This is a genomic window from Alcanivorax sp. IL3 (assembly GCF_047495465.1).
Classification (GTDB): domain Bacteria; phylum Pseudomonadota; class Gammaproteobacteria; order Pseudomonadales; family Alcanivoracaceae; genus Alcanivorax; species Alcanivorax jadensis.
Genome location: NZ_CP179931.1, coordinates 3,287,595 through 3,311,336, shown reverse-complemented (window position 1 = coordinate 3,311,336; position 23,742 = coordinate 3,287,595). Strand labels below are relative to the sequence as shown.

18 protein-coding genes, 1 tRNA gene and 1 pseudogene are annotated in these 23,742 nt (G+C 59.0%); 13 read left to right on the top strand and 7 right to left on the bottom strand.

Annotated features, from left to right (window positions below; translation table 11 throughout):
• The first annotated feature begins 60 nt into the window (after positions 1–60).
• From ACMG4M_RS15385 to ACMG4M_RS15335, 11 genes are all read left to right on the top strand, one after another.
• Positions 61–1,797 carry a GspE/PulE family protein gene (locus ACMG4M_RS15385; RefSeq protein ID WP_273010198.1) on the top strand — a complete coding sequence of 579 codons (1,737 nt, stop codon included), beginning with the start codon at positions 61–63 and terminating at the stop codon, positions 1,795–1,797.
• A 284-nt stretch (positions 1,798–2,081) separates the two neighbouring features.
• The gene (gene glnE, locus ACMG4M_RS15380; RefSeq protein ID WP_414430341.1) at positions 2,082–4,952 is read left to right on the top strand and encodes a bifunctional [glutamate--ammonia ligase]-adenylyl-L-tyrosine phosphorylase/[glutamate--ammonia-ligase] adenylyltransferase; all 2,871 of its coding nucleotides are present in this window, start codon (positions 2,082–2,084) and stop codon (positions 4,950–4,952) included.
• A gap of 37 nt (positions 4,953–4,989) precedes the next feature.
• Positions 4,990–5,916, top strand: coding sequence for a branched-chain amino acid transaminase (locus ACMG4M_RS15375; RefSeq protein WP_035245237.1), 927 nt, complete (start codon positions 4,990–4,992; stop codon positions 5,914–5,916).
• 8 nt (positions 5,917–5,924) lie between these two features.
• Positions 5,925–6,980 carry a lipopolysaccharide heptosyltransferase II gene (gene waaF / locus ACMG4M_RS15370; protein ID WP_035245235.1) on the top strand — a complete coding sequence of 352 codons (1,056 nt, stop codon included), beginning with the start codon at positions 5,925–5,927 and terminating at the stop codon, positions 6,978–6,980.
• An 11-nt stretch (positions 6,981–6,991) separates the two neighbouring features.
• Positions 6,992–7,765 (top strand): lipopolysaccharide kinase InaA family protein, encoded by a 774-nt coding sequence (locus ACMG4M_RS15365; protein ID WP_198030607.1) that lies wholly within the window; start codon positions 6,992–6,994, stop codon positions 7,763–7,765.
• Between the two features lie 3 nt (positions 7,766–7,768).
• Entirely contained in the window at positions 7,769–8,794 is a 1,026-nt protein-coding gene (gene waaC, locus ACMG4M_RS15360; protein ID WP_035245231.1) for a lipopolysaccharide heptosyltransferase I, read from the top strand.
• Positions 8,791–9,882, top strand: a complete 1,092-nt coding sequence (locus ACMG4M_RS15355; RefSeq protein WP_414430340.1) for a glycosyltransferase family 4 protein — start codon at positions 8,791–8,793, stop codon at positions 9,880–9,882. Before waaC ends, ACMG4M_RS15355 begins: the two co-directional genes overlap by 4 nt.
• A 13-nt stretch (positions 9,883–9,895) precedes the next feature.
• Positions 9,896–10,744 (top strand): lipopolysaccharide core heptose(I) kinase RfaP, encoded by an 849-nt coding sequence (rfaP, locus tag ACMG4M_RS15350; RefSeq protein ID WP_414430339.1) that lies wholly within the window; start codon positions 9,896–9,898, stop codon positions 10,742–10,744.
• Complete coding sequence (locus ACMG4M_RS15345) at positions 10,741–11,637, top strand: glycosyltransferase family 2 protein (protein ID WP_414430338.1); 897 nt, start codon at positions 10,741–10,743, stop codon at positions 11,635–11,637. Before rfaP ends, ACMG4M_RS15345 begins: the two co-directional genes overlap by 4 nt.
• On the top strand, positions 11,634–12,956 hold the full coding sequence (locus tag ACMG4M_RS15340; protein WP_414430337.1) for a lipopolysaccharide kinase InaA family protein: 1,323 nt from the start codon (positions 11,634–11,636) through the stop codon (positions 12,954–12,956). The genes ACMG4M_RS15345 and ACMG4M_RS15340 overlap by 4 nt, the downstream gene beginning before the upstream one ends.
• Positions 12,943–14,358 (top strand): ArnT family glycosyltransferase, encoded by a 1,416-nt coding sequence (locus ACMG4M_RS15335; protein WP_414430336.1) that lies wholly within the window; start codon positions 12,943–12,945, stop codon positions 14,356–14,358. The genes ACMG4M_RS15340 and ACMG4M_RS15335 overlap by 14 nt, the downstream gene beginning before the upstream one ends.
• Here ACMG4M_RS15335 and lpxL read toward each other — a convergent pair.
• Together lpxL and ACMG4M_RS15325 are read right to left on the bottom strand one after the other, a co-directional pair.
• Entirely contained in the window at positions 14,353–15,276 is a 924-nt protein-coding gene (gene lpxL, locus ACMG4M_RS15330; RefSeq protein ID WP_414430335.1) for an LpxL/LpxP family Kdo(2)-lipid IV(A) lauroyl/palmitoleoyl acyltransferase, read from the bottom strand. The two genes, ACMG4M_RS15335 and lpxL, sit on opposite strands and share 6 nt — an antisense overlap.
• Before the next feature lie 18 nt (positions 15,277–15,294).
• The gene (locus ACMG4M_RS15325; protein WP_414430334.1) at positions 15,295–16,461 is read right to left on the bottom strand and encodes a hypothetical protein; all 1,167 of its coding nucleotides are present in this window, start codon (positions 16,459–16,461) and stop codon (positions 15,295–15,297) included.
• 244 nt (positions 16,462–16,705) lie between these two features.
• On the opposite strand from ACMG4M_RS15325, the gene hldE reads away from it, so the two are divergent.
• Positions 16,706–18,133 (top strand): bifunctional D-glycero-beta-D-manno-heptose-7-phosphate kinase/D-glycero-beta-D-manno-heptose 1-phosphate adenylyltransferase HldE, encoded by a 1,428-nt coding sequence (gene hldE, locus ACMG4M_RS15320; protein ID WP_414430333.1) that lies wholly within the window; start codon positions 16,706–16,708, stop codon positions 18,131–18,133.
• A 175-nt stretch (positions 18,134–18,308) separates the two neighbouring features.
• On the opposite strand, the gene ACMG4M_RS15315 is transcribed toward hldE, so the two are convergent.
• Complete coding sequence (locus ACMG4M_RS15315; RefSeq protein WP_035245213.1) at positions 18,309–19,334, bottom strand: AraC family transcriptional regulator; 1,026 nt, start codon at positions 19,332–19,334, stop codon at positions 18,309–18,311.
• A gap of 124 nt (positions 19,335–19,458) precedes the next feature.
• Between ACMG4M_RS15315 and ACMG4M_RS15310 the strand changes: the two genes are divergently transcribed.
• A complete protein-coding gene (locus ACMG4M_RS15310; protein WP_035245211.1) occupies positions 19,459–20,988 on the top strand; it encodes a flavin-containing monooxygenase in 1,530 nt (509 codons plus the stop codon).
• Between the two features lie 265 nt (positions 20,989–21,253).
• On the opposite strand, the gene ACMG4M_RS15305 is transcribed toward ACMG4M_RS15310, so the two are convergent.
• The 4 genes and pseudogenes from ACMG4M_RS15305 to mutY all read right to left on the bottom strand — a co-directional run bounded on the left by ACMG4M_RS15305 (position 21,254) and on the right by mutY (position 23,657).
• Positions 21,254–22,048: a M48 family metallopeptidase gene (locus ACMG4M_RS15305; RefSeq protein ID WP_035245209.1), complete on the bottom strand. Its 795-nt coding sequence runs from the start codon at positions 22,046–22,048 to the stop codon at positions 21,254–21,256.
• A 127-nt stretch (positions 22,049–22,175) separates the two neighbouring features.
• Positions 22,176–22,251: transfer RNA gene (locus ACMG4M_RS15300), tRNA-Phe, on the bottom strand.
• 53 nt (positions 22,252–22,304) lie between these two features.
• Positions 22,305–22,588, bottom strand: a pseudogene (locus tag ACMG4M_RS15295) (oxidative damage protection protein).
• Positions 22,589–22,622: 34 nt separating this feature from the next.
• Positions 22,623–23,657, bottom strand: coding sequence for an A/G-specific adenine glycosylase (gene mutY / locus ACMG4M_RS15290; protein ID WP_414431144.1), 1,035 nt, complete (start codon positions 23,655–23,657; stop codon positions 22,623–22,625).
• Positions 23,658–23,742 lie beyond the last annotated feature (85 nt).

Sequence of the window (23,742 nt, the reverse complement as noted above, 5' to 3'; positions counted from 1 at the left end):
GTGAACGCCACCGCCAACCCCGCCAAACTGGATGGTCTGCTGATTGATGTGCGCTGGCTGATGCGCGAGTTGCTGGAAGAAGGGCGCGTCAGTCAGGAGGACTTCAATGTCATTTCCACCACGCCGCGGGAAAAGAAGGAGCTGAACTGGCATCCGATCCAGGTGCTGGCCAAGTATCGGCTTACCGATCGCAGTAATACCCATCAGTTGCTGGATGTGGAATTTCTTACTCGCTGGCTGGGGGAGAAGGCAGGTATCCGGGTCTGCCATATTGATCCACTCAAGGTGCATGTGGACCAGGTCACCAATGTGATGAGCTACGCCTTTGCCGAGCGCCACGGCATCGTGGCGTTGGAAGTGCTGCGCGACAAGGTGGTGGTGGCCTGCGATCAGCCCTTTGTTCGTGACTGGCAGGCCCACCTCAAGCAGGTGCTGCGCGACCGGGAGCTGGAGGTGGTGCTGGCCAACCCGGAGCAGCTGCGCCGCTACCGCGTTGAGTTCTACAACCTGAGCCGTTCCATCGCCGGTGCTTCCGGCAAAACCGGCCAGGAAATGTCCGGCATTACCAACTTCGAGCAGTTGTTGGAAGTGGGTAAGGGGCATCATGACGCGGATGACCAGCACATCGTCAATATTGTGGACTGGATTCTGCAGTATGCGTTTTCCCAGCGGGCCAGCGATATTCACCTGGAGCCGCGCCGGGAAACCGGCAAGATGCGCTTCCGTATCGATGGCGTACTGCACGATGTCTACGAACTGCCGGCGGCGATCATGGCGGCGGTGACCAGCCGACTGAAAATTCTCAGTCGCCTGAATGTGGCGGAAAAGCGCAAACCCCAGGATGGCCGTTTGAAGACCAAGTCGCCGGAGGGGGATGAGATCGAGCTGCGACTTTCCACCCTGCCTACTGCCTTCGGGGAAAAGATGGTGATGCGGGTGTTTGACCCGGATGTCCTGGTGCGCAGCTTCGAGCAGATGGGCTTCACCTCGGAGGACTATGAGTCCTGGCAGCGGATGACCTCGCATCCCCATGGGATCATCTTCGTCACCGGGCCCACCGGTTCAGGCAAGACCACCACCCTGTATTCCACCCTAAAGCAGCTGGCCACCAGCGAGGTGAATGTCTGCACCATTGAGGACCCCATCGAAATGGTGGAGTCCAGCTTCAATCAGATGCAGGTGCAGGCCAATATCGACGTGAGTTTTGCCCAGGGGGTCAAGGCCATGCTGCGCCAAGACCCGGATATCATCATGATCGGCGAGATCCGTGACCTGGCTACAGCAGACATGGCGATTCAGGCGGCACTTACCGGTCACCTGGTGTTGTCCACGTTGCATACCAACGATGCGCCGTCGTCCATTACCCGGCTGGTGGATTTGGGGGTGCCGCCCTACATGATCAGCGCCACGGTGCTGGGGGTGATGGCTCAGCGGCTGATCCGCACCCTTTGTCCTCACTGCAAGCAAGCCACGGAGACCGATGTGCAGGCCTGGGAGGAGCTGGTGCGCCCCTTCAAGATGAAGCCGCCGGAAGTTATCTATCGGCCGGTGGGCTGCCTGGAATGTCGGGATACCGGCTACCTGGGTCGCGTGGGGGTCTATGAAACCATGCCCCTGAATACCGCCCTGAAACAGCAGATTTCCCGGGGCGCCGAACTGGAAACCCTCACCCGTCAGTCGCTCAAGAATGGTATGAAGCCCCTGCGCATCAGCGGCGCCATGAAAGTGGCGAAGGGGCTGACCACCATTGAAGAGGTAATGCGGGTGACGCCGTCCCAGGATATTTTGCTGGGATAGAAAATGAGCAAGTTGAAAGTTCAAAGTTGAAAGGCGCGAAGAAAGGATTGGCGGCACCCGGGAAAGGCGGCGCTTCGCGCGGCATGGCTGTCCCGTCTGTGAGCATGACTCATTAGGCCGCTGTAGGAGCTTGCTTGCATGGCGAACCTGCGATCGTGAATCGCGGGCACGGCCTGAGTTAAGCGGTCCAGGCTCTTCCCGCGCCTTTCAGCTTTGAACTTTCAACGTGCAACTCCTTCCTGCCCTCTAGCCTTTCTCTCCCTCCCGTACGACAATAGCCGCCCATGAAAGAACCCCAATATCACGCTCTGCCGGATGAACTGTCGGTGCTGGTCAGCCAGCACTGGCAGCACTTTGTGGAATCCGGTCACCGTATCCCCGACGCCCTGCTTGATGACCTGCCCCGGGTGTGGGCGGGCTCCGACTATGTGGCGCAGCAGTTTCAGCGTGATCCGGGCCTGGGCCAGTGGCTTGAGGACAGTGATCCGAGTGGCGCCCTGGCTGAGGATTCGCTCCGTCAGACCGTGCAGGAGCAGTTGGCCGCCTGTCACAGCGAGGATGAACTCAAGCGTGCCCTGCGCCGTCTGCGCCACCGCCATATGGTGCGCATCATCTGGCGGGATCTGGCCGGGATTGGGGATTATCACAGCACTGTGGCGGATCTGTCGCTGATGGCGGATACCCTGATACAGGAAGCGCTGACCGTGCTGCACGGCTGGGCCTGTGAGAAAAGTGGCACCCCGGTGGGGCCGGATGGCAAGCCGGTGAAGCTGGTGGTGCTGGCCATGGGCAAGCTGGGGGCGCGGGAGCTGAACCTGTCCTCGGACATTGATCTGATTTTCGCCTATGAGCATGAAGGCGAAATCGAGGGTGAGCGACGCAGCCTTAGCCATCACCAGTTTTTCGTGCGCCTGGGCCAGCAGTTGATCAAGGCCCTGGACCAGCCCACCGCCGACGGTTTCGTATTTCGGGTGGACATGCGCCTGCGCCCCTGGGGCAAGAGCGGCGTACTGGCCATTGGTTTCGATGCCATGGAAGGGTACTACGAGACCCAGGGACGCGAGTGGGAACGTTATGCGCTGATCAAGATGCGCCCGGTGGGTGGTGATCTGCAGGCGGGAAAACGCCTGATCAAGCGGCTCAATCCCTTCGTCTATCGTCGTTATATAGACTACGGGGCCTTCCACTCCCTGCGTGAGATGAAGTCCCTGATCGAGCGGGAAGTGAACCGCAAGGGCATGCAGGCGGATGTGAAGCTGGGTGCCGGCGGCATCCGTGAAGTGGAATTTATCGTTCAGGCGTTCCAGCTGATCCGTGGTGGCCAGCTGCCGGCCCTGCGGGAACCGAACCTGATCAAGGTGCTGCCGCAACTGGTGGAGCTGGAATTGCTGCCCGAGGACGTGGCGGATGAGCTGACCGAAGCCTATCTGTTCCTGCGGGACGTAGAGCATCGATTACAGGGAGTAGCCGATAAGCAGACCCAGCGCCTGCCGGACGACGAGCTTGGCTGGCAGCGTCTGACCTTCGCCATGGGCTTTTCCGCCCGGGCCGCCTTCGAGCGCAAGTTGCGTCGCTGCCGGGAAAGCGTGCGTCATCATTTCAGCCAGGTGATTGCAGACCCGGAGCAGGAAACCGATGCCGCCCAGGGCGCTGATCAGGAGTTGCTGGATCTGTGGCTGGGCGAGCTGGATGAGGCCCAGGCTGCGGCCCAACTGGCAGCCATCGGCGTGCAGGAGGGCGACAAGGTCTACGCCCATCTGAATAATTTCCGTGAAGGTCGCTCGGTGCAGAACATGCAGGCGATCGGCCGCGAGCGTCTGGACCGGCTGATGCCTCTGCTGCTGGAGGCGTTGGGTTATCAGGGCCATGGCGAAATCACCGTGGTGCGGCTGCTGGCCTTTGTGGAAGCGGTACTGCGCCGTAGTGCCTACATCGCCCTGTTGGTGGAAAATCCCAGTGCGCTGACCCAGCTGGTGAAGCTGTCCGGCGCGAGCCCCTGGATTGCCGAGCGCCTCACTCTGCATCCGGTGCTGCTGGACGAATTGCTGGATGTGCGCACTCTCTATTCGCCACCGGAGCGGGCAGAGCTGGACGACGAGCTGCGTCAGCAGTTGCTGCGCGTGGCCGAGGATGATCTGGAACAGCAGATGGAGGTGCTGCGTAACTTCAAGCAGGCCCATCTGTTGCGGGTGGCTGCCTCGGAAGTGACCGAAGTGCTGCCACTGATGAAGGTCAGTGACTATCTGACCTGGCTGGCGGAAAGCATTCTTAACCAGGTGGTGATGCTCGCCTGGGAGCCGCTGGTGGAGCGCCACGGCCGCCCCTCGCGGACCGATGGCCAGCCCTGCAGTCCGGATTTCGTGGTGGCGGGCTATGGCAAACTGGGCGGTATCGAGTTGGGCCACAACTCCGATCTGGATCTGGTATTCCTGCACGATGCAGCCAGCGGCGGCGTGACCGATGGCGACAAGCCGGTGTCCAACGAGCAATTCTATGCTCGCCTGGGGCAGCGCATCATCCACATCCTTTCCACCCGTACCATGAGCGGTCAGCTCTACGAAGTGGACACCCGCTTGCGGCCTTCCGGCAGTGCCGGTCTGCTGGTGAGTTCCATGGATTCCTTTGAGAAGTATCAGCTCAATCAAGCCTGGACCTGGGAGCATCAGGCCCTGGTGCGTGCCCGCGTGGTGGCCGGTTGCAACCGGGCCCGGGCGCGCTTTGATGCGATCCGCCACCAGGTGCTGTGCGCCGAGCGTCCCCTGGACAAGCTGCGCGAAGATGTCCTGGCCATGCGCGACAAGATGGTTGACCACCTGGGGGAGAAAGGGGAGGAGCGCTTCCATCTCAAGCAGGATCCGGGTGGTATCGTTGATATCGAATTTATGGTGCAATACGGGGTTCTGAGATGGGCCTCCTCCCACGGTGAACTGACCCGCTTCACCGATAATGTGCGGCTGCTCGAAACACTGGCTGCACTGGATATTATGTCGGCACAGGATGCCGGCCTGCTGCGGGAAGCGTACCTCGCTTACCGATCCGCGGCTCATCGCGCCTCGTTGCGCAAAGAGAAATCCATTGTCGACGACACTCAATTCCGCGATTTGCGTGAAGGCGTGCGAGCGATCTGGAAGCACTGGTTCGACCTGCAGGGCTGACACTCTGCAGGTCCTTAGCTCTGGGAGTATCACTGCCATGTCGATGGCTGTAAGAGACGGTTTTATCTGGTTGGATGGCGAACTGGTTCCCTGGCAGGACGCGAAGGTTCACGTGCTCACGCACACTCTGCACTATGGCATGGGTGTGTTCGAAGGTGTGCGCGCCTATGAGACGGCAAAAGGGCCGGCGATTTTCCGTCTGCAGGATCACACCGACCGCTTTTTCAACAGTGCGCATATCCTCAACATGAAACTGCCCTTCACCAAAGAGCAGATCAACGAGGCGCACCTGTCGTCTATTCGGGAAAATAATTTGCCCCACGCTTACCTGCGCCCGATGGCGTTTTATGGCAGCGAAGGGATGGGCCTGCGCGCCCACAATCTGAAAGTGCATGTCATGGTGGCAGCCTGGGAATGGCCGTCCTACATGTCTCCGGAAGCCCTGGAGCTGGGCATCAAGGTGCGAACCTCCAGCTACACCCGTCACCACGTGAACATCACCATGTGCAAGGCGAAGGCCAACGGCAATTACATGAATTCCATGTTGGCCCTTAATGAAGCCCTGTCCGGCGGTGCCGATGAGGCGCTGTTGTTGGACAACGAAGGCTATGTGGCAGAAGGCTCCGGTGAAAACGTATTCCTGGTTCGCGACGGCGTGCTTTACACCCCGGAGCTGACGTCCTGTCTGGACGGCATTACCCGCAAAACCATCATTCAGTTGGCCGAAGAGCGAGGTTATCCGGTGCGTGAGAAACGCATTACTCGTGATGAGCTGTATATCGCCGATGAAGCTTTCTTCACGGGTACCGCCGCAGAGGTCATGCCGATTCGGGAGCTGGATGGACGCATCATTGGCGCAGGCAAGCGTGGTCCGATTACCGAGCAGTTGCAGGCGGTGTATTTCGACCTGGTGCGCGGCAAACAGGATGAAAACTACGGAGACTGGCTCACTTACGTGAGCTGAGCAGGCGCATGCCGGCATTCTTGTCCGACTCGCCCTCCGCCATCCTTGTCGTCGGCCCGTCCTGGGTCGGCGACATGGTAATGGCCCAGACCCTTTTTTCCGAACTGCGTCGCCAATACCCGGACTGTGCCATCGATGTGCTGGCGCCGGCCTGGTGTCGGCCGTTGCTGTCGCGCATGCCGGAAGTGCGCGAGGCGCTATCGCTGCCTTTCGATCATGGCGACCTGAAGCTGGGTGAGCGACATGCGCTGGGCAAATCCCTGCGTGGTCAGTACCAGCAGAGTTATGTGCTGCCCAATTCCCTCAAGTCTGCGTTGGTGCCCTGGTCGGCAAAGATCCCGCAGCGTATCGGGTGGCGTGGGGAAATGCGTTACGGCCTGCTGAACGACGTGCGCAAGCTGGACAAGGAAGGCCACCCATTGATGGTGCAGCGCTTTGTAGCGCTGGCGCTGTCACCGGATGCGCCGGCACCGAAACTGGATACCATTACTGCGCCGCACCTGGAAGTCAGTGAAGACTCGCTTCAAGACGCTATCGCGACACATGGCCTTGATACGCAACGGCCGGTGCTGGGCCTGTGTCCCGGTGCCGAATTCGGTCCGTCCAAGCGCTGGCCGGAGCATCATTACGCGGCGGTAGCACAGCACTGGATTGAGCACGGTGGCCAGGTATGGATCTTCGGCTCCGGCAAGGATCAGCCCGTGGCTGATACCATCGTCGAGATGCTGGATAACAGTGCGGATGAGCATGCCGTGGTGCTGGCGGGTAATACTTCCCTGGAGCAGGCGGTGGATCTGTTGTCGGCCACCACCGCGGTGGTCAGCAACGATTCCGGGCTGATGCATATTGCCGCCGCCCTCAAGCGTCCACTGGTAGCAGTGTACGGTTCCACCTCGCCGGGGTTTACGCCACCGCTGGGTGATCGTGTAGCGGTAGTGCGATTAGGCCTGGAGTGCAGCCCGTGTTTTGAGCGTGAGTGCCCGCTGGGGCATCTGAACTGTTTGCGCCAACTGCCGCCGCAACTTGTGGTTGATGCTTTGGAGCAACTGGTGGGAGGTGAGTAATCGAAACAGAATTGAAGGCTAGCTATTTCCATCCTCACTGGCGGTTGGCGCTGCAGGGACATGGACTGAAAACGATTAGTGACTGGTTGGCTCTGGATAAGACTCTGATTGATGAACCTAACCATAGGGGGCGTGGTATCAGTCAGGTTTTTCGGGCGCGCGTGAGTGACCCATGGGGTGGTGAGGCAACAGTCTATATCAAGCACCAGCGTAATTATGTGCGCCGTAGCTTGCTGCATCCGCTATCTGGGCAGGCTACCTTATATCAGGAATACAAGGCACTGATGGGCTGCTGGCAAGCTGGGGTGCCGGTGGCGGAGCCTTTGTTCTTTGCTGCCAGCAACCTTAATGGAGACAGGGAAGCCATGCTGGTGAGTCTCGATCTTGCTGGGTTCCAGAGTCTGGATCAGGTGGCGTTGGATCAGTTGTCTACGGCTCGCCGGTTTGCCCTGATTCGGGATGTTGCCGCTGTAGTGCGTCTGCTTCATGAGCGGGGCCTGGTTCATCAGAATCTTTACCCCAAGCATGTGTTTGTGTCTTGGTCGGAGGCGATGCAGCGTTTTGATGCTCGCTTTATCGATATGGAACGCTGTCGGCCTCATTATCATGCATTGCGTCCCAGATTGCGGGACCTGGATAGCTTGGCGCGGCGCTCTGAAGGTTTTTCTGCCCGTGATAAAATCCGTTTCCTCCATCACTATATGGTACAGCCCAAGCTGGGCACTCAGGGGCGCTCATTACTCGGTCGCCTGGAAAGGAAGTCCAAGGCTCTAGCGGGTAGCTAATCCATGCGAGTGCTGCTGATCAAGACCTCCTCCATGGGGGATGTGATCCACACCTTGCCGGCACTGACCGATGCGCTGTCGGCCATTCCCGATCTGCAGGTGGACTGGGTGGTGGAAGAGGGCTTTGCCGACCTGGCCCGTCGCCACCCCGCGGTCCATCAGGTTTTCCCATGTGCCCTGCGCCGCTGGCGCAAACATCCTTTCAAGGCTCGCCGCTCCGGTGAATGGTCTGCCTTCAAGTCCGCCATTCAGGCAATGTCCTATGATGCGGTGATCGATGCCCAGGGCCTGATCAAGAGCGCCTTCGTGACCCGTTTGGCGCGCGGAGAAAAATTCGGACTGGATAAACAGTCCGCACGGGAAGGCTTGTCTGCCAAGGCTCTCGATCACCCTCTGCGGGTGGCGAAGGGGCAGCATGCCATCGACCGGGTGCGGCAACTGTTTTCGCTGGCGCTGTCGTACGACCTGCCCGATGGTGCCCCGGATTACGGCCTGCCGCGCAGCCATGTGCCCACACCGTTGAGCCGCCCGGCACAACTGGTGTTTTGCCATGGCACCACCTGGCCGACCAAACATTATCCGGAAGCCTTCTGGCGCCAGTTGCTGGAATTGGCTACCAGTGAAGGCCATCGGGTTTTCCTACCCTGGGGCAGCGAGGCGGAAAAAGCCCGTGCCGAACGCCTGAGTGAGGGCCTGGGTCAGGCAAAGGTCCTGTCGAAAATGGGACTGGATGAACTCACCGATAAATTCCTCGAATGGGATGCGTTTATCGCCGTGGATACCGGCCTGGCCCATCTGGCTGCTGCTGCCGGCTTGCCTGGAGTGGCGCTCTATGGTCCCACAGACCCGGTATTAACCGGGGTGCGCGGCATCCAGGCCCATTCGTTGGCTGCGGATTTCCCGTGTGCACCCTGCGTGCAGGAAAAATGCACCTATCGCGGTGAACTGGGCAAGGGCGTGGAGCCGCCCTGTTTCAGCAGTCTTAAGCCCAGGCAGGTGTGGCTCGAATTGCGGAGATGCACTGCATGAAGATGGCTTTTGCCTTGTTTGAATATTTTCCTTACGGCGGGTTGCAACGGGACATGCTTTCCATTGCTCGACGCGCCGTGGAAAAAGGGCACCAGGTGACTGTTTTTGCGCGCCAGTGGCAGGGCGACCCTGCGCCAGAGGGGATAGCAGTGCAGCTGCTTCCGGTCACTGCGTCCAGTAATCATGGCCGTGACAAAGCCTTCGCGGAGGTTGTGAGTCAGCGTTGGGATAAATTCGACCTGCGGGTGGGCTTCAACAAGATGCCTGGGTTGGACTGGTATTATGCGGCTGATGGCTGTCTTGCCGAACGCTATCATTTTCCCCGCAGTCTGCTGCCTCGTTACGGCAGCAAGTTGGCTATGGAGCGAGCAGTGTTTTCGGAACACAGCCCTACCCGGATTCTTTCCATCTCTCCACCGCAGATGGCCCTGTTCATAAAACATTACCGCACACCGGAAAACCGCTTTGTGTCGCTGCCTCCGGGCATCCGCCGTGACCGGGTGTTGCCGGAGAATTATGCCTCGTTGCGGGAGGCGTTCAGGGCGAATCTGGGCCTGGACGACGATGAACCCATGCTGTTGTTCGTGGGGTCTGGTTTCCGGACCAAGGGACTGGACCGGGCCATTGAAATGATAGCGTCGCTGGGGCGTGGGCAGTTGTTTATTGTCGGCGATGATCGCAAGGCGCGATTTGATCGTATTGCCCGGCGCGCTGGCGTGGCGGACCGGGTGCATTTCATGGGCGGTCAGGATAATGTGCCGCACTGGCTATGGTCAGCGGACTTGCTGCTACACCCGGCCTACGCCGAAAACACTGGTACCGTACTGTTGGAAGCCGCGATTGCCGGCTTGCCGGTACTCACCACACGGGCCTGTGGCTATTCCCCCTACATTGAACAGGCCAATATGGGGCGGGTCATGGCCGACGGCGTCAGCGCAGAAGAACTGGCTGACGCTGCTCAGGTGCTGCTCGACACTGCCAGGGATTCCTGGCGTGAAAAAGGCCGGGCGTTTTCACGTACCGGTGATATCTACGATCTGGTGGAGCATGCCGTGCGGGCGCTGGAAGGCCGTGCGGACAAGGCATAACAAAGGGATCCACATGCAACTGTTTCTGCGCGATGACCTGGCTAGCGCCTGGGAAGGCAAAGACCCTTTCGAGCAAGCGGCGTGTCAGCAGGGGGATATTTTCCGTGAGCGGGAAGGGCGCCGAACTTTACGTTTTCACGTGGGCGAGACCAGTTACTTTCTCAAATACCATGGTGGTATCGGCTGGCGGGAGATCATCAAGAACCTGACCCAGGCCAAGTTGCCGGTGCTGGGCGCCATGCAGGAAGTCAACGCGGTGGATGCTGTGCGGTCGGCGGGGCTGGATACCATGACCGTGGTTGGCTACGGGGCTCGGGGACGCAACCCGGCCAGTCTGCAGTCCTTTATCGTCACCGAGGATCTGGTGCACACCCTGAGCCTGGAGGATCTGGGCGAGTCTTGGCTGGAAGAGGGGACGGTGCCGGTGTGCTTCAAGCGCCAGCTGATCTGCCGGGTGGCAGATATCGCCGGGCGCATGCACCGGGCCGGGATCAACCATCGTGATTTCTATATCGCCCATTTTTTGATACCGAAGAATGCGGCGGTCGAGCACGACGCTACTGGTCCGCTGTACCTGATTGATCTGCATCGTTCTCAGGTGCGTCGCAGTGTGCCCTGGCGCTGGCAAGTGAAGGACCTGGGTGGTTTGTATTTTTCCACTGCCCGTTATGGGATGACGCGGCGGGACGTACTGCGCTTTCTCAAGGTGTACTTCGGTGATGACCTGCGGGCTGTGCTCAAGCGTCACGCCAGACTGCTCAATGCCAGCCGCCGGGAAGGCGAGAAAATCTACCGTCGGTATTACGAGAAGCCGCCGGGGTTTCCGCTGCAATACAATGATCATCCGGGAAAAGATATATGAACCAGGGTTTCTCAGTGGTCATTCCGGTTTTCAATTACGGCCATTGTGTAGAACGCGCCGTGCGCTCAGTGCTGGATCAGTCATACCCGGCGCTGGAGGTAATCGTTGTCAACGACGGCTCCACGGACGACACCGATATAGTGATGCGGGGACTGGTGGCGCTGGGGGATCAGCGTCTGCGTTATATCTCCCAGACGAACCAGGGGTTATCGGCGGTTCGCAACCGGGGGCTGCAAGAAAGTCGCTACCCATGGTTAGTCTTTCTGGATGCGGATGACGAGATGTGTCCCGGCGCGCTGGAGGCATATCAGGCGTGTGCGACGGCTTGCCCTTCGGCGCGGTTGCTGATCGGAGGTCATGTGTCTGCCACGACAGACAGGCAGACATCTATCGCACCGCTGGAGGCCAGCGCTGAGCGCAAGCTGAACTTTGCCAACTATCTGAACAAGAAGTTGACCATTTCCAACGGCGCCTGTGCCATGCACCGATCGCTGTTTGAATCGGTGAGTTATGATCCGGCGTTGCGTCATACCGAAGACCTGCCGGTCTTTGCTCATATTCTGGCGAATTACGATGTGGCCTGTTTCTCCACGCCGGTGGCGATGATTCACAAGCATGCGGGCAGCATGCGTCACGATGTGGATGCCGCGCTCAAGGTGGGGCTCTCTCTGGAAGCAAAAATCTTCGACGATAATGGTCTGCCGCAATGGGCGGAAGCCCTGCGCAAATCTTACCGGGCTCGCCGACTGATCTCCCTGATCAAATTGTGTGAACGGGCGGGCCGCTACCAGGATGTGGGTCGCCTTTATCGGCAGTTGTTCCGGGTATCCCCCCTGCAGGCATTAAGTCCCCGTTACTTGCGTCGCTTTCTTCGGAGCCTGTGGCTGTCATGAATATCGAGACGTTGTCGACGCGGCAGTGGGAGGATGACTCGCCGTTTCAGGTTACGGTAGCTGGCGCGACCTTCGACGGTGAGCAGGTTTTGCGCCTGGTTCCGGGCAAGCGCCTGGTGGCCTCCGGGACCTGGCAGGGACAACCGGTTGTTGCCAAGATTTTCTTTAATGACGGTGGCCAGCATGCCCGCCCTGAGTCCGAGACGCTGGCCATGCTCGCCGAGCAGGCGATGCCGGTACCCGGTGTGCTCAAGCTGTATCAACAGGGCCCCCACGCTGTCCTGTTACTGGAAAAACTGCCGGGCTCTGATCTGCAAACCGTACTGGGTGCCGGTTTTGATCCGGAGCTGGTTGGCCGGATGCTCAACTTGGTCTGGGAGTTGTTCCGGCTTGGCTGGGTTCAGAAGGATCTTCACCCCGGAAATTTCATGGTGTCAGAGGCGGGGCTTTACTGTATCGATGCCGGAGAAATGAAACGAGTGGTGTCTTTTGACCCTCGCGCCCTGAAGAACAACCTGGCCTTGTTGGCGGTACAGTTTCAACTCCCCTTCCAGCAGCCTCTGATCCGTGAGATCAAAAAAGCGATGGAGGGTTGGGGGCTGAACAGCGAGGGGTTTGATGCCTCCTGTCAGCGTTTGCTGAGTCGCCGTGTGATCAAGGCGGACAGAAAATGGACGCGTAACTGTACGGCGGTATCCGTGGAGTTGCAGCCGGACCGCACTGTGTATCTGAACCGGCAATGGCGCGAGCAGGCTGACGAGCTACTGGCACTTTGTGAGCGGTCGTCCGGGTTGTCGCTGATAAAGGAAGGGCGGCGTGTGCGCGTCACCGGAAACGATCAGTGGGTGGTCAAACATTATCACTCCATGGGCTGGAAAGGGCGTCTGCGTCAGAAGCTGGGGCTGTCTCACGGAATGACCAGCTGGCGGCGAGGACTAACCTGGAGTTTATTGGGGGTTCCCACTCCTGAGCCAGTTTTGTTGGTGGAGTTTACTCAGGGAGAACAAGCGGGACAAAGCATCATTGTCTGCCCCAAATTCTCCGGTATCCGGTTGAGTGAAATCATGGAAACGCACAGAAATAATGCTTCTATTGTCGCTGACAAGGTCCGGGAGTGGTTGGCGTTGTTCCAGTGGGCGGGGCTGAGTCATGGTGATATGAAAGCCCAGAATATTCTTGTGAGTGCCCGGGGTGAAATCTGTTTTATTGATCTGGATGCGGCCTCCGTCCGGGACGGCGGACTGCTGGGACAAGGCGGTAACAAGAAGGACCGACTCCGATTTGAAAAAAACTGGGAGCAATTTCGTGCGAATTCTTGAGGGGTGGGAGACGCTGAGCCAACAAAAACAGGCGGCCGTGATGGCTTTTCTCGGGAGCCTGATTCTGTCCCTGCTCGCCTTTTACAGTGATCCGGTCATTAATCGTGATGGCATGCTCTACATTGATATGGCCCGGAGTATTGCCGAGCATGGCGGGAATGTAGAGCAATTTAACTGGCCTTTCTTTTCTTATTTTCTGGCTGGTGTAATCAGCATCAGCCCCTTCAGCGATACTGTAACCAGCATGATGGTGGTATCGCTATTTTCTGCCGGGGCTACGGCGTTGCTGGCCGTACTGCTGGGGTCAATGACCGCAAAGCGGTTTGTGTTTCTTGCTGTGCTTGTTGCATTGGCTTTTCCGGGGTTCAACGATAATCGTGCTCAGATTTTACGGGATTGGCCTGCCTGGTTTTTCTCCCTGGGAGCCATTTACGCTGTTATCCGCTTTGATGAGACGTTGCGCTGGCGTTATGCCTTGGCCGGGGTGGCGTTGCTGCTGATGGGCATGCTTTGCCGGCTTGAGGTGGCGGGTCTTGGTATGGCTTTGGGCTTGGCTTGGGGGCTGAAGGGGGGTAGACGCAAGCTACTTGTGCTGGGCAGCCTGGTGGTGACGGCGATGCTGGTCGGGCTCTGGTATGCCTTTGAGGGCGATTTTGGTGAGCGCATCCGACTTTACCTGGATGCTCTTGATGTGGTCGCCCGATATCAGGAGTTCATGACCATCTCCCAGAAATTCGCTGACACCTTCATTCATGAGTACTCTCGGGAATACGGCGGCTTGGTATTGTTCGTGGGCCTGGTCAGTATTATTCCGGCCCAATTACTGGCACTGTTGGGACCTTATTTGCTGGCGCTCTTCATGGGTAAGGCGACCTTGCCTGACCGGGAGAAACGGATTTACGGCACAGTCTTTGTGATCTGGTTTCTGATATTGGTGGTTTTTCTCACTGCCTATTTTCTGCTCTCATCTCGCTATGTGGTACTGCTTGCTCTTGTGGTCATGCCCTGGTTATTTCTGCGTTTTGCACAGGGTTATGAAAACGGATCTGCAAAGTGGCGTTCCGTGGCCGTTTTTGTGTTGGCGATGATGGCGTTGACCGGCTCCTACAGTTCTTCTGCCCGGGAAAAGATGTCCCTTGTTCAGGCTGGGCACTGGTTGATAGAGCAGAATTCCCCCGTAGTGTATTTCAATGATCCCCGGATCAGTTTTTATGCTGGAAGAACTTACTTCATGTCGCCAATGGAACAGCCTGATGCGGTTGCTAGTGGAGAATTCCTTGTCTGGTTGGTCGACCGTGATGATATGGAGCGCCTGATTGACGAGAACAGAGTGTCACTTCGGGTAGTGGAGGTCTTTGATAGCGGCGGCGATGATGTGGTTTTGGTAATGGCAGGCCTATAATTTCTTGTAAGGAGAGGGCCGACCTTCGGGCTGATGTTTGAACCGCTTATGCACCCACAAATATTGCTCGGGATGCTTGAGGACATAGTGTTCGATAGTCTGATTGATGCGGGCGGTATCCGCCGCTTCGTTGCCGCCGGGAAAATGTTCCAGTGCTGGTCCGAACTCGATCTCGTACCGCCCCCCAGGCAAGCGATAATGCGCACACGGGATCACCGCAGCCTTGCCCATCTTGGCGATGCGGCTGGTGGCGGTGATGGTGGCTGCTGGAATGCCGAAGAACGGAACGAACACAGCGTGGGCAGTGCCGTAGTCCTGGTCCGGCGCATACCAGACAATTTCGCCACTGCGCAGCAGGCGCAGCATTTGCCGGATATCGGTACGGTCGACGGTGCTGCGAACGTAGTGGCGGCGCCCCCGGTCGATAAGCCGGTCGATGACCGGGTTGTCATTGGGGCGATAGACCGCATGGATATCCACCAGGGTGGCAAGCATCCTTGAGCAGGTATCCAAGGTGTTGAAATGCATTCCCAGCAGCAATACGCCCTCGCCCCTGGCCTGGCAGGCTTCGATGTGCTCCATGCCCGTCACGGTAAGATTCTTATTCAGGTCGATGCGGTGATTATTGTAACTGCCGGCCATCTCCAGGATCGCCTCGCCGGTGCTGATGACGCTGCGGTGGGCCAGCTCGTCCTGTTCTTCCGGCGTCAGCTCCGGGAAGCAAAGTCGAATGTTGGTCTGGGCAATATGGCGCCGTTTTTTTGCCAGATGCCACGCCAGGCGCCCCAAGCCTCTGCCTATGGCCTGCAAAAGGCGCCAGGGCAGCTGACCGATCAGCCAGAACAGGCCCACGCCGATCCAGCTAGGGTATAGCCTGGGATCAGACAATCGGGTGGGGCGGTTATTACGTTTTCCCATGCAAATCTCGAGACAAATTTAACGGCTGTTAGGGCGGATAGAGGGGCGCTCACTCAGCCGGGCGAGCAGCAGGGCCAATGGCAACCAGACACTGAGCCAGCTGGCATGAAAAGGCACCAGCAGGTAGGCACCGGCTGCGAATGCCATGAACAGGCCAGGAAGCACAGCGATTGAATAGGCCGCGTCCTCATGCCAGTTGATCTGGCGCTGTAACAGGGCGGTGAAAGGGCTTATCCAGCTGGCCAGGAACAGAACCAGGCCGACCAGACCGACGCTGTGGATCAACAACACGAACAGGTTGCGTGGATGCGCCAGGCTGAGCAGGCGGTTATTGTCCTCGGCAAGAACGCTGTTGAGGGTCTCCTGATTGAGACCATTGCCAATCAGCGGATGCAGGAAATAGTTGCTCAGGGTGAAGTCGCTACGGCCTTCGAGCATTAGATAGACCCCGGCTAGCAAGGGAATTACCGCCAACCAGGAGCGTCGCCGCCGGCTGGCCAGCCAGCTCAGCCCCAGCATTACCGTCATCAGGCCCAGAGGCAGTGATGTCAGACACAGAAAGGCAAAGCCCACAGCAGCACCGACCAGGCGACGCCCGCCCTTGCCACTGACCCCTTCTTCCATGCCCTGGGCGAGCAGGATAAAGGTAGGGGCTACCATGGCCATCAGGGCAACGCTGGGATCCAGGGATGGCAGGTGAAAGATCAGATTGGCCGGCTCGCTGAACAGGGGGCTACTAAGCGGTTGGGTGGTGTAGTAACTGATCATCACCATGGTGGCAACGACCATGCAGCACAGGGCGCCATTGGCCAGAGCCTGTTTGAAGGTGTTGCGGAAATACAGGTGCAGCCAGCGGAAGATGCCAACCATGACGATGAGCTGCACCATGCCGCGAACGGCGCGCGAGGTGTTGGGCTCTTCGGCCCAGGCGAAACTCAGGGCTGCCCAGCCGATGAACAGATACAGCGGCGCCAACAACGGCGACGTCATCAAACGGTAGTCACCGCTCACCACGGCCCGGGTCAGCAAGGTCAGTGCCGGCAGAAAGAACAGCACGTCCAGTACATTGAGAAAACCAATGCGGGAATTGAACAGGAAGGTACCGCTGAACATCACTGCAAAAGACAGGGTCAGCCACCAGCGCAGCCAGCGACCTTGCATGATGTTGGGGGGTAATGGCGGCATATGGTCCTGTGGCTCCCTGGATTCTCTCGGTTGGGGGACATGATACCCGTCTGACCGGTGGATGCGTAGCGGCGGCAAAGTGTACTGCCCAGAGCCCGCGGCATCTACTGCCTATCCGGCTTCCCGGGTTTTGTCTGTGTCCCTGGCGTTTCGGTGTTTCCTCGAACACTTTCAGCAGGTTAGCTAAGTATCCGGCTATGCTACACTGCCTCGAAATCCGGCTCTGTTGTGTTTTGGAGAACCTATGCACAATCCGCATATTCCTGCTTTTGGCAAGGCCCGTGTTCTGGTGGCAGGTGATGTCATGCTCGACCGTTATTGGCATGGCCCCACCGGGCGAATCTCGCCGGAAGCGCCGGTACCGGTGGTGCGGGTGACCGAGCTGGAGGACCGTCCTGGTGGCGCGGCCAACGTGGCCCTGAATATGGCCGCCCTTGGCGCCCGGGCCGAGCTGGTGGGGATTACCGGCGATGACGAGGCCGCCTCTATCCTTGAGGAGCGCCTCGGTGCCGCGGAAGTGGATTGTCATTTTCAGAAGGTGAATGGCCTCCCCACCATTACTAAGCTGCGTGTCATCAGTCGCCAGCAGCAGTTGCTGCGCCTGGATTTCGAAGAAGCCTTCCACGACCAGGATCCGGCGCCTTTCGCCAGCAAGGTAAAGGAGCAACTGGCTCACTGCGGGGCGTTGGTGTTGTCCGATTATGCCAAGGGGGCGTTGCGTGATTGCCCCGGTCTGATTGCCCTGGCCCGGGAAGCCGGCGTGCCGGTACTGGTGGACCCGAAGGGAACGGATTTCAGTCATTACCGTGGCGCGACGTTGCTTACGCCCAATCTCAGTGAATTCGAAGCGGTGGCCGGCCCGGTCAAAGATGAGCAGGATCTGATTGCCAAGGGCCAGAAACTGATCCGGGATCTTGACCTGCAGGCCCTGTTGGTAACCCGCAGCGAAAAGGGCATGACCCTGCTGCGCGATGGTCAGCCGGAGCTGCACCTGCCTGCCCGTGCCCGTGAAGTATTCGATGTGACCGGCGCCGGCGATACGGTGATCTCGGTGTTGGCGGTGGCGCTGGCCGCCGGTGCCGACATGGCGGACGCGGTGGCGTTGGCGAATATCGCCGCTGGTATCGTGGTCGGCAAGCTGGGCACCGCGGTGGTCTCTGCCCCGGAATTGCGCCGGGCGGTACATCAGGAAGGTGGCTTGGGCCGTGGTGTGATGACGGAAGATCAGTTGTTGATTGCCATCGAAGATGCCCGCGCCCAGGGCGAGCGGATCGTCTTTACCAATGGCTGTTTCGATATTATTCATGCCGGTCACGTGGGCTATCTGGATTCCGCCCGCCGTCAGGGTGATCGCCTGGTTCTGGCGGTGAATGGCGACGAATCCATCCGTCGCCTGAAGGGACCGGGCCGTCCCATCAATCCCCTGGAGCGCCGCATGGCGGTTCTTGCGGCCCTTGAGGTAGTGGACTGGGTGGTGTCTTTCGATACCGATACCCCTGAGCCACTGCTGGAAGCCATCAAGCCGGATGTGCTGGTAAAAGGTGGCGATTACAGTGTGGATCAGGTGGTTGGGCACGAGTTTGTGCAAGGCTATGGCGGTGAAGTGAAGGTGCTCGATTTTATCGACGATATCTCTACGACGAAGATTGTGGAGCGCATTCGGCAAGACTGATCTTTCTACGAAGCCTCCGTAGGAGCGCCGCTTGAGGCGCGAAACGAGCGTTAGCGAGTAACGAGTTTCGAGAAGCGAGTTGTGAAAGGCAAAACCTGCCTGGTCGGATGTGTTGGTTTTCGAAACTCGTTTCTCGTAACTCGAAATGGTGTTGTTCGCGCCTCAAGCGGCGCTCCTACTGCCCATCCCTGTCCTCTTTGCGATGGCGGGCCGGCGTCATCCCCGTCCATCGTTCAAACGCTCTTACAAAGGCCGCCGACTCGCTATAACCCAACAGCTCGCCGATCTGCGCCACGCTTTTCTCTGAATCGGCCAGGTACCGTTTCGCTTTCTCTTCGCGCACCTGATCCATGATGCTCTGAAAGGGCTTTTGCTCGCTGCTTAACTGTCGCCGGAAGCTGCGTTCCGGGATACCGAAGGCCCGGGCCACCTGCTCGGCAGTGGGGTAGCTGCGTACGAACAGCTGCAGGTAGCTGGCCACCCGGGTGGCCAGGTTGTCGGTGGGAATCTCCCGACGGGCCAGCATGGCGTCGCACTGGTCGCGGTACATGTCCTGGGCCATTTTGTTGTAGCCCGGCAGGCGTACGGCCAGGTCCTGATTGCGAATCAGCGCTCGGCAGTGGGGCTGGTCATAGCGTATCGGGCAGCCAAAATAGTCCTCGAATCTCCGTACCTGTTCCTCCGGTGGGCGGGCATAGGGCATCCAGACCTCGGCCGGTTTCAGGTCCAGATTGAGCTGGGTCTGGATATCGTTGACCAGCTTGAAGGTGCCCACCATGTCCCGGTCGATCAGGGTGCGGCGCAGCTCCGGCGGCAGTGAGATGGGGTACAGATCCAGGGCAGTGCTGTGCTCCCCCGGGGTCAGGGCGATTTCGCCGTAGAGATAGGTAAGCGCCTGGTATTTCACGCCGAACTGGAAGCCCTGAAAGGCGGTTTCGCTGGTCATCAGCAGCATGGTGAGCTGGCCATAGCCGGCAAAACCGAAGCGACTGCCCATTTCGAAACCCAGCATCGGGTCATCCACCCGGGGCAGCAGCTCGGAAAAGATCAGCAGCTCCCGGTCCCGGCCGATTTCGCTGTTGGGGTCCAGGCTGGCCTTGTCCAGGCCATGGCGGGCCAGCACCGGCGCGCAATCCAGTCCTTTCTCTGTTTCCAGAAGTTCCACGGTGTAGATCAGTGCCAGGATCGAGCGAGCGGACATGGGATAAAGCCTTGGCCGGAATTATCAATTTTCAGCTCAGGTTAACACGTATTCACCGACGCCAACCATGGCTAGAGTAATCGCCAATGACGAATGACAGCGGTGCTGTCCATGGAGGATAACGATGACAAGTCAGGCCCGGATCAATGTACAAACCCGTCGCGTAAAGGTGGCCATCGTCGGTGGTGGCTTCGGCGGTCTGTGTATGGCCATCAAGCTGCGAGAAGCTGGCATCGATGATTTTCTGCTGCTGGAGAAGGGCGACGATGTGGGCGGTACCTGGAATCACAATAGCTACCCGGGTGCAGCCTGTGATGTGCAGTCGCACATGTACTCGTTTTCCTTTGAGGGCAATCCGGACTGGAGTCACCGCTACAGCGGCCAGCAGGAGATCCACAGCTACATCAATGGGGTCACTGAAAAGCACGGCATCCGCCAGTTCACCCGTTTCAATGCGGAAGTGACCGGCGCGCATTTTGATGACAAGGCTGCCCTGTGGACCCTGGACCTGGCAGATGGCTCCCAGGTGATATGTCAGCACTGGGTGCTGGCCAGCGGCCCCCTGCATGTCCCTTCCTTCCCCAACTTCAAGGGAATAGACAAGTTCCAGGGCAAGATCATTCACTCGGCCCAGTGGGATCACGGTTACGACATGGCGGGCAAGAAGGTGGTGTCCATTGGCACCGGCGCCAGCGCCATTCAGTATGTGCCGCACGTAGCCAAAGAGGCGGAACATCTCACCGTGGTGCAACGTACCCCGCCATGGATTATTCCCCGTGACGAACGCGCCTATTCCGGTCTGAGTAAGTGGATGTTTCGCCGCTTCCCGGCCCTGCGCAAGCTGCACCGCCTGCGTCTGTATCTGAGTAACGAAGCCCGTGTGGTGCCGATCTTCAAACCGCGCCTGGCCAAGCTGGCAGAGCCGGCCCTGAAGGCGTTTATCCGTTATCAGGTAAAGGACAAGGAGACCGCTCGCAAGCTGATACCCAGCTACACCCTGGGCTGCAAGCGCATCCTGATTTCCAACAACTATTACCCCACCTTCAACCGGGACAATGTGTCGCTGGTCACCGAAGGGGTGAAGGAAATCCGCGAGAACAGCATTGTCTTCAGTGATGGTACTGAGCAGCAGGCGGATTGTCTGGTGCTGGGCACCGGCTTTATCGTCGATCCGCGCATTTACATGAAGGATTTCGAGATCACCGGCTTGCCGGGTCACCGTCTGCAGGATGACTGGAAAGACGCCGCGGAGGCCTACCTGGGGACCACCGTCAGCGGTTACCCGAATATGTTCCAGCTGGTGGGGCCGAATACCGGGCTGGGCCATAACTCGATCATCTTCATGATCGAGAGCCAGGTGCGTTATGTCATTGATGCCATCAGCAAGCTGGATCAGCGCGGCGATGCCTGGCTGGACGTGAAACAAGATGTGCAGAATCGCTACAACGACAAGCTGCAGGAAGAGTTGAAAGGCACGGTGTGGCAGAACGGTGGTTGCATGAGCTGGTATCAGCAGGCGGATGGCCGCAATACCGCCCTGTGGCCCCACGCCACCTTCCAGTTCATGGCCCGTACCTGGCGCGTGAACATGAAGGATTACGATTGGCAGCCGGCGGTGGTGCCGGCTACGGCGAAGGCGTCATTGGGCAGGTAGGCTGGCCTATCCGTAGGCGTGTCGCTGGCGGCGCTAGTCACACGTTTATGCCGGGAGTTCCTCTTGAGGGACGAACCACGCATCAGCGTGGACATCGCCGTAGGGCGATCAGGAGCATGCTTCCTCGCTCAGGCTCGGATTCGTCCCTCAAGAGGGGTATTCGCTGCGCTCCCCTTCGGGCCGCACGGAACTACGTGCGTTACTCCGCTACGCTCCGTTCCTGCAGCGGCTTTGTAGATGTCACGGAGCGTTCCTACGGCAAGACTCACGGGCTCCCGCAATCCACCGGAGTGGTGCGCTGATACAGTGGCAGCGCTGCGTCCATCCGCTGTTCCAGTGCCTCGATCCGCGATTCATGGTTTGGGTGGGTAGAAAGGAACTCCAGCGGTTGCCCGTCCCCCGCGGCGGCCATATTGCGCCACAGCTGGGTGCTCTCTCGCGGATCGAAACCGGCACTGGCCATCAACTCCAGTCCCATTACATCGGCTTCTTCCTCATGGGCACGGCTGAAGGGCAGGGCAATGCCCAGATGGGCGCCAAGTCCCAGTGCCTGGATGATTCGTTCACTATCACCGTCCCCCTCGCTGAATAACCCCACCAGTAACAATACCGCCTTGATACCCAGTTCCTGGGTCAGGCGCTCATTACCGTGGCGAGCCAGCACATGGGCCACCTCGTGGCCGATGACTGCGGCCAGTTGGGCGTCGTTGTCGGCCACGTCCAGCAAACCCTGGTTCACGCCAATCTTGCCGCCAGGCAGGGCGAAGGCGTTGGGCGTGGGGTCATCAAACAGCACGATTTCCCAGGTGTCCGGCATGGGGGTGCCGGGAAAGCGATTGCCCACTTCCAGCAGGATTTCCCTGGCGATGCACTGCACACGGGCATTACGGGTCGTATTCTCGCTGGCCGGAATCTGTTGCTGCATCTGCAGGAAGGCCTGGCTGCCAAACTGGGCCATCATCGACCCGGGTACCAGCGCTAATTGGTCGCGACCGGTTGGAGTTTTGTCGCAGCCGCTGATCAGTATCAGGGTGGCAAGCAGAAGGAGGCGTGTCTTCATGGGCTGTCCTGCGGTGAGTGCAGTGTCAGGATAAGGGGGAAGCCGATAGGAGTGGTAGCCCTTGGGCGGGGCAGGCGATTCTGCAGCATAAAAAAAGCCCCGCTCGTTTGAGCGGGGCTTCTCAAGATGGTGCCCGGAGGCGGAATCGAACCACCGACACGGGGATTTTCAATCCCCTGCTCTACCGACTGAGCTATCCGGGCAATCAGGGCGCGTATTAAAGCGGCTCGAGCCGGAGGCGTCAAGTGATCAGCGGCTATTTGTTCGCATCGTGAGCAGGGGGAACGTAACCCTCGGCTTTTTCGTAGTTTTCGTTGTTCAAAAAACGATCGCGCTGTTCGTCCAGAAACCCTTTTGCCTGTGGGTCCATCACGTTCAGGTGTTTTTCGTTGATCAGCATGGTCTGCTCGTGGAGCCACTCCTGCCAGGCCTTGCGCGATACATTATCGAAGATGTCCTGCCCCTTGGGGCCGGGGAAGGGGGGCGGTCCAGGCCTTCCAGTTCGCTCTGGTATTTGCGGCAGAAAACCGTGCGACTCATAACGTCTCCATGGTGCGGAATGGGTATGGCGGGACTATAACATGCTCGTCTGCTGTGGATGGTCGAGCCGGCTCAACAGTTTTTTGACCGGGGCGGCCAGCCCCAATTCGCCCGGGGCTGCCGGGTCCACCCAGCGGCCGTTGCTGTCTCGGGTGCCGACGGTGTGTACCCGGACCTCCAGCGGCGTGATATCCAGATGGAAATGGCTGAAGGTATGACGAAAGCCTGGCAGGGGCTGTGGTGTGTCACTGGTGCTGAGCGCTCGCTGGGCCAGAGCTTCGTCGAAAAGATCGACATCATCTGTCTGCGGGAAGCACCACAGGCCACCCCAGATGCCAGATGATGGCCGGGGTTCCAGCCACACCCGGCCTTGTGTATCTCGCAGGATCAGCATCACGGTGGTGCGCACCGGCACTGTTTTTTTCGGTTTGCGTCCGGGATAGTCCTGCGGATTGCCATTGGCGTGGGCCTGGCAGTGGGGCTGTATCGGGCAGGCGCTGCAATTGGGCGTGCCCCTGGTGCAGACGGTGGCGCCGAGATCCATCATGGCCTGGGTGTAGTCTGCCAATCGCTGGTGAGGGGTGTAATGTTCTGCCAGTTCCCACAGGCGGTTTTCCACCGGTTTCTTGCCGGGCCAGCCTTCCACTGCATGCAGACGCGCCAGTACCCGTTTCACGTTGCCGTCGAGAATGGCGGCACGGATCCCTCGGCTCTGGGCAAGAATAGCGCCGGCGGTGGAGCGACCGATGCCGGACAGGGCAGCGACTTCCTCCACGGTATGCGGGAAGTCGCCCGCATGTTCCGCCACCAGCGTTTGCGCGCACTTGTGCAGGTTACGGGCGCGGGCGTAGTAGCCCAGGCCGGTCCACAGGTGCAGAACTTCATCTTGGGCGGCGCTGGCCAGGCTGTGTACATCCGGAAAACGTTCCATGAACCGCTGGAAGTAGGGGATGACCGTGGTGACCTGGGTCTGCTGTAGCATGATTTCCGAAACCCACACCTGATAGGGTGTGCGGGGGTGCTGCCAGGGCAGACTCTGGCGACCGTATTGGTCGTACCAGGCGAGCACGGCATCGCTGACGGTGGAGGGGGGATCGGTGAAGGACTGCGCATGCGGCGAGTTGTACCTGTGAAGACGCAGGCATGCAACACGC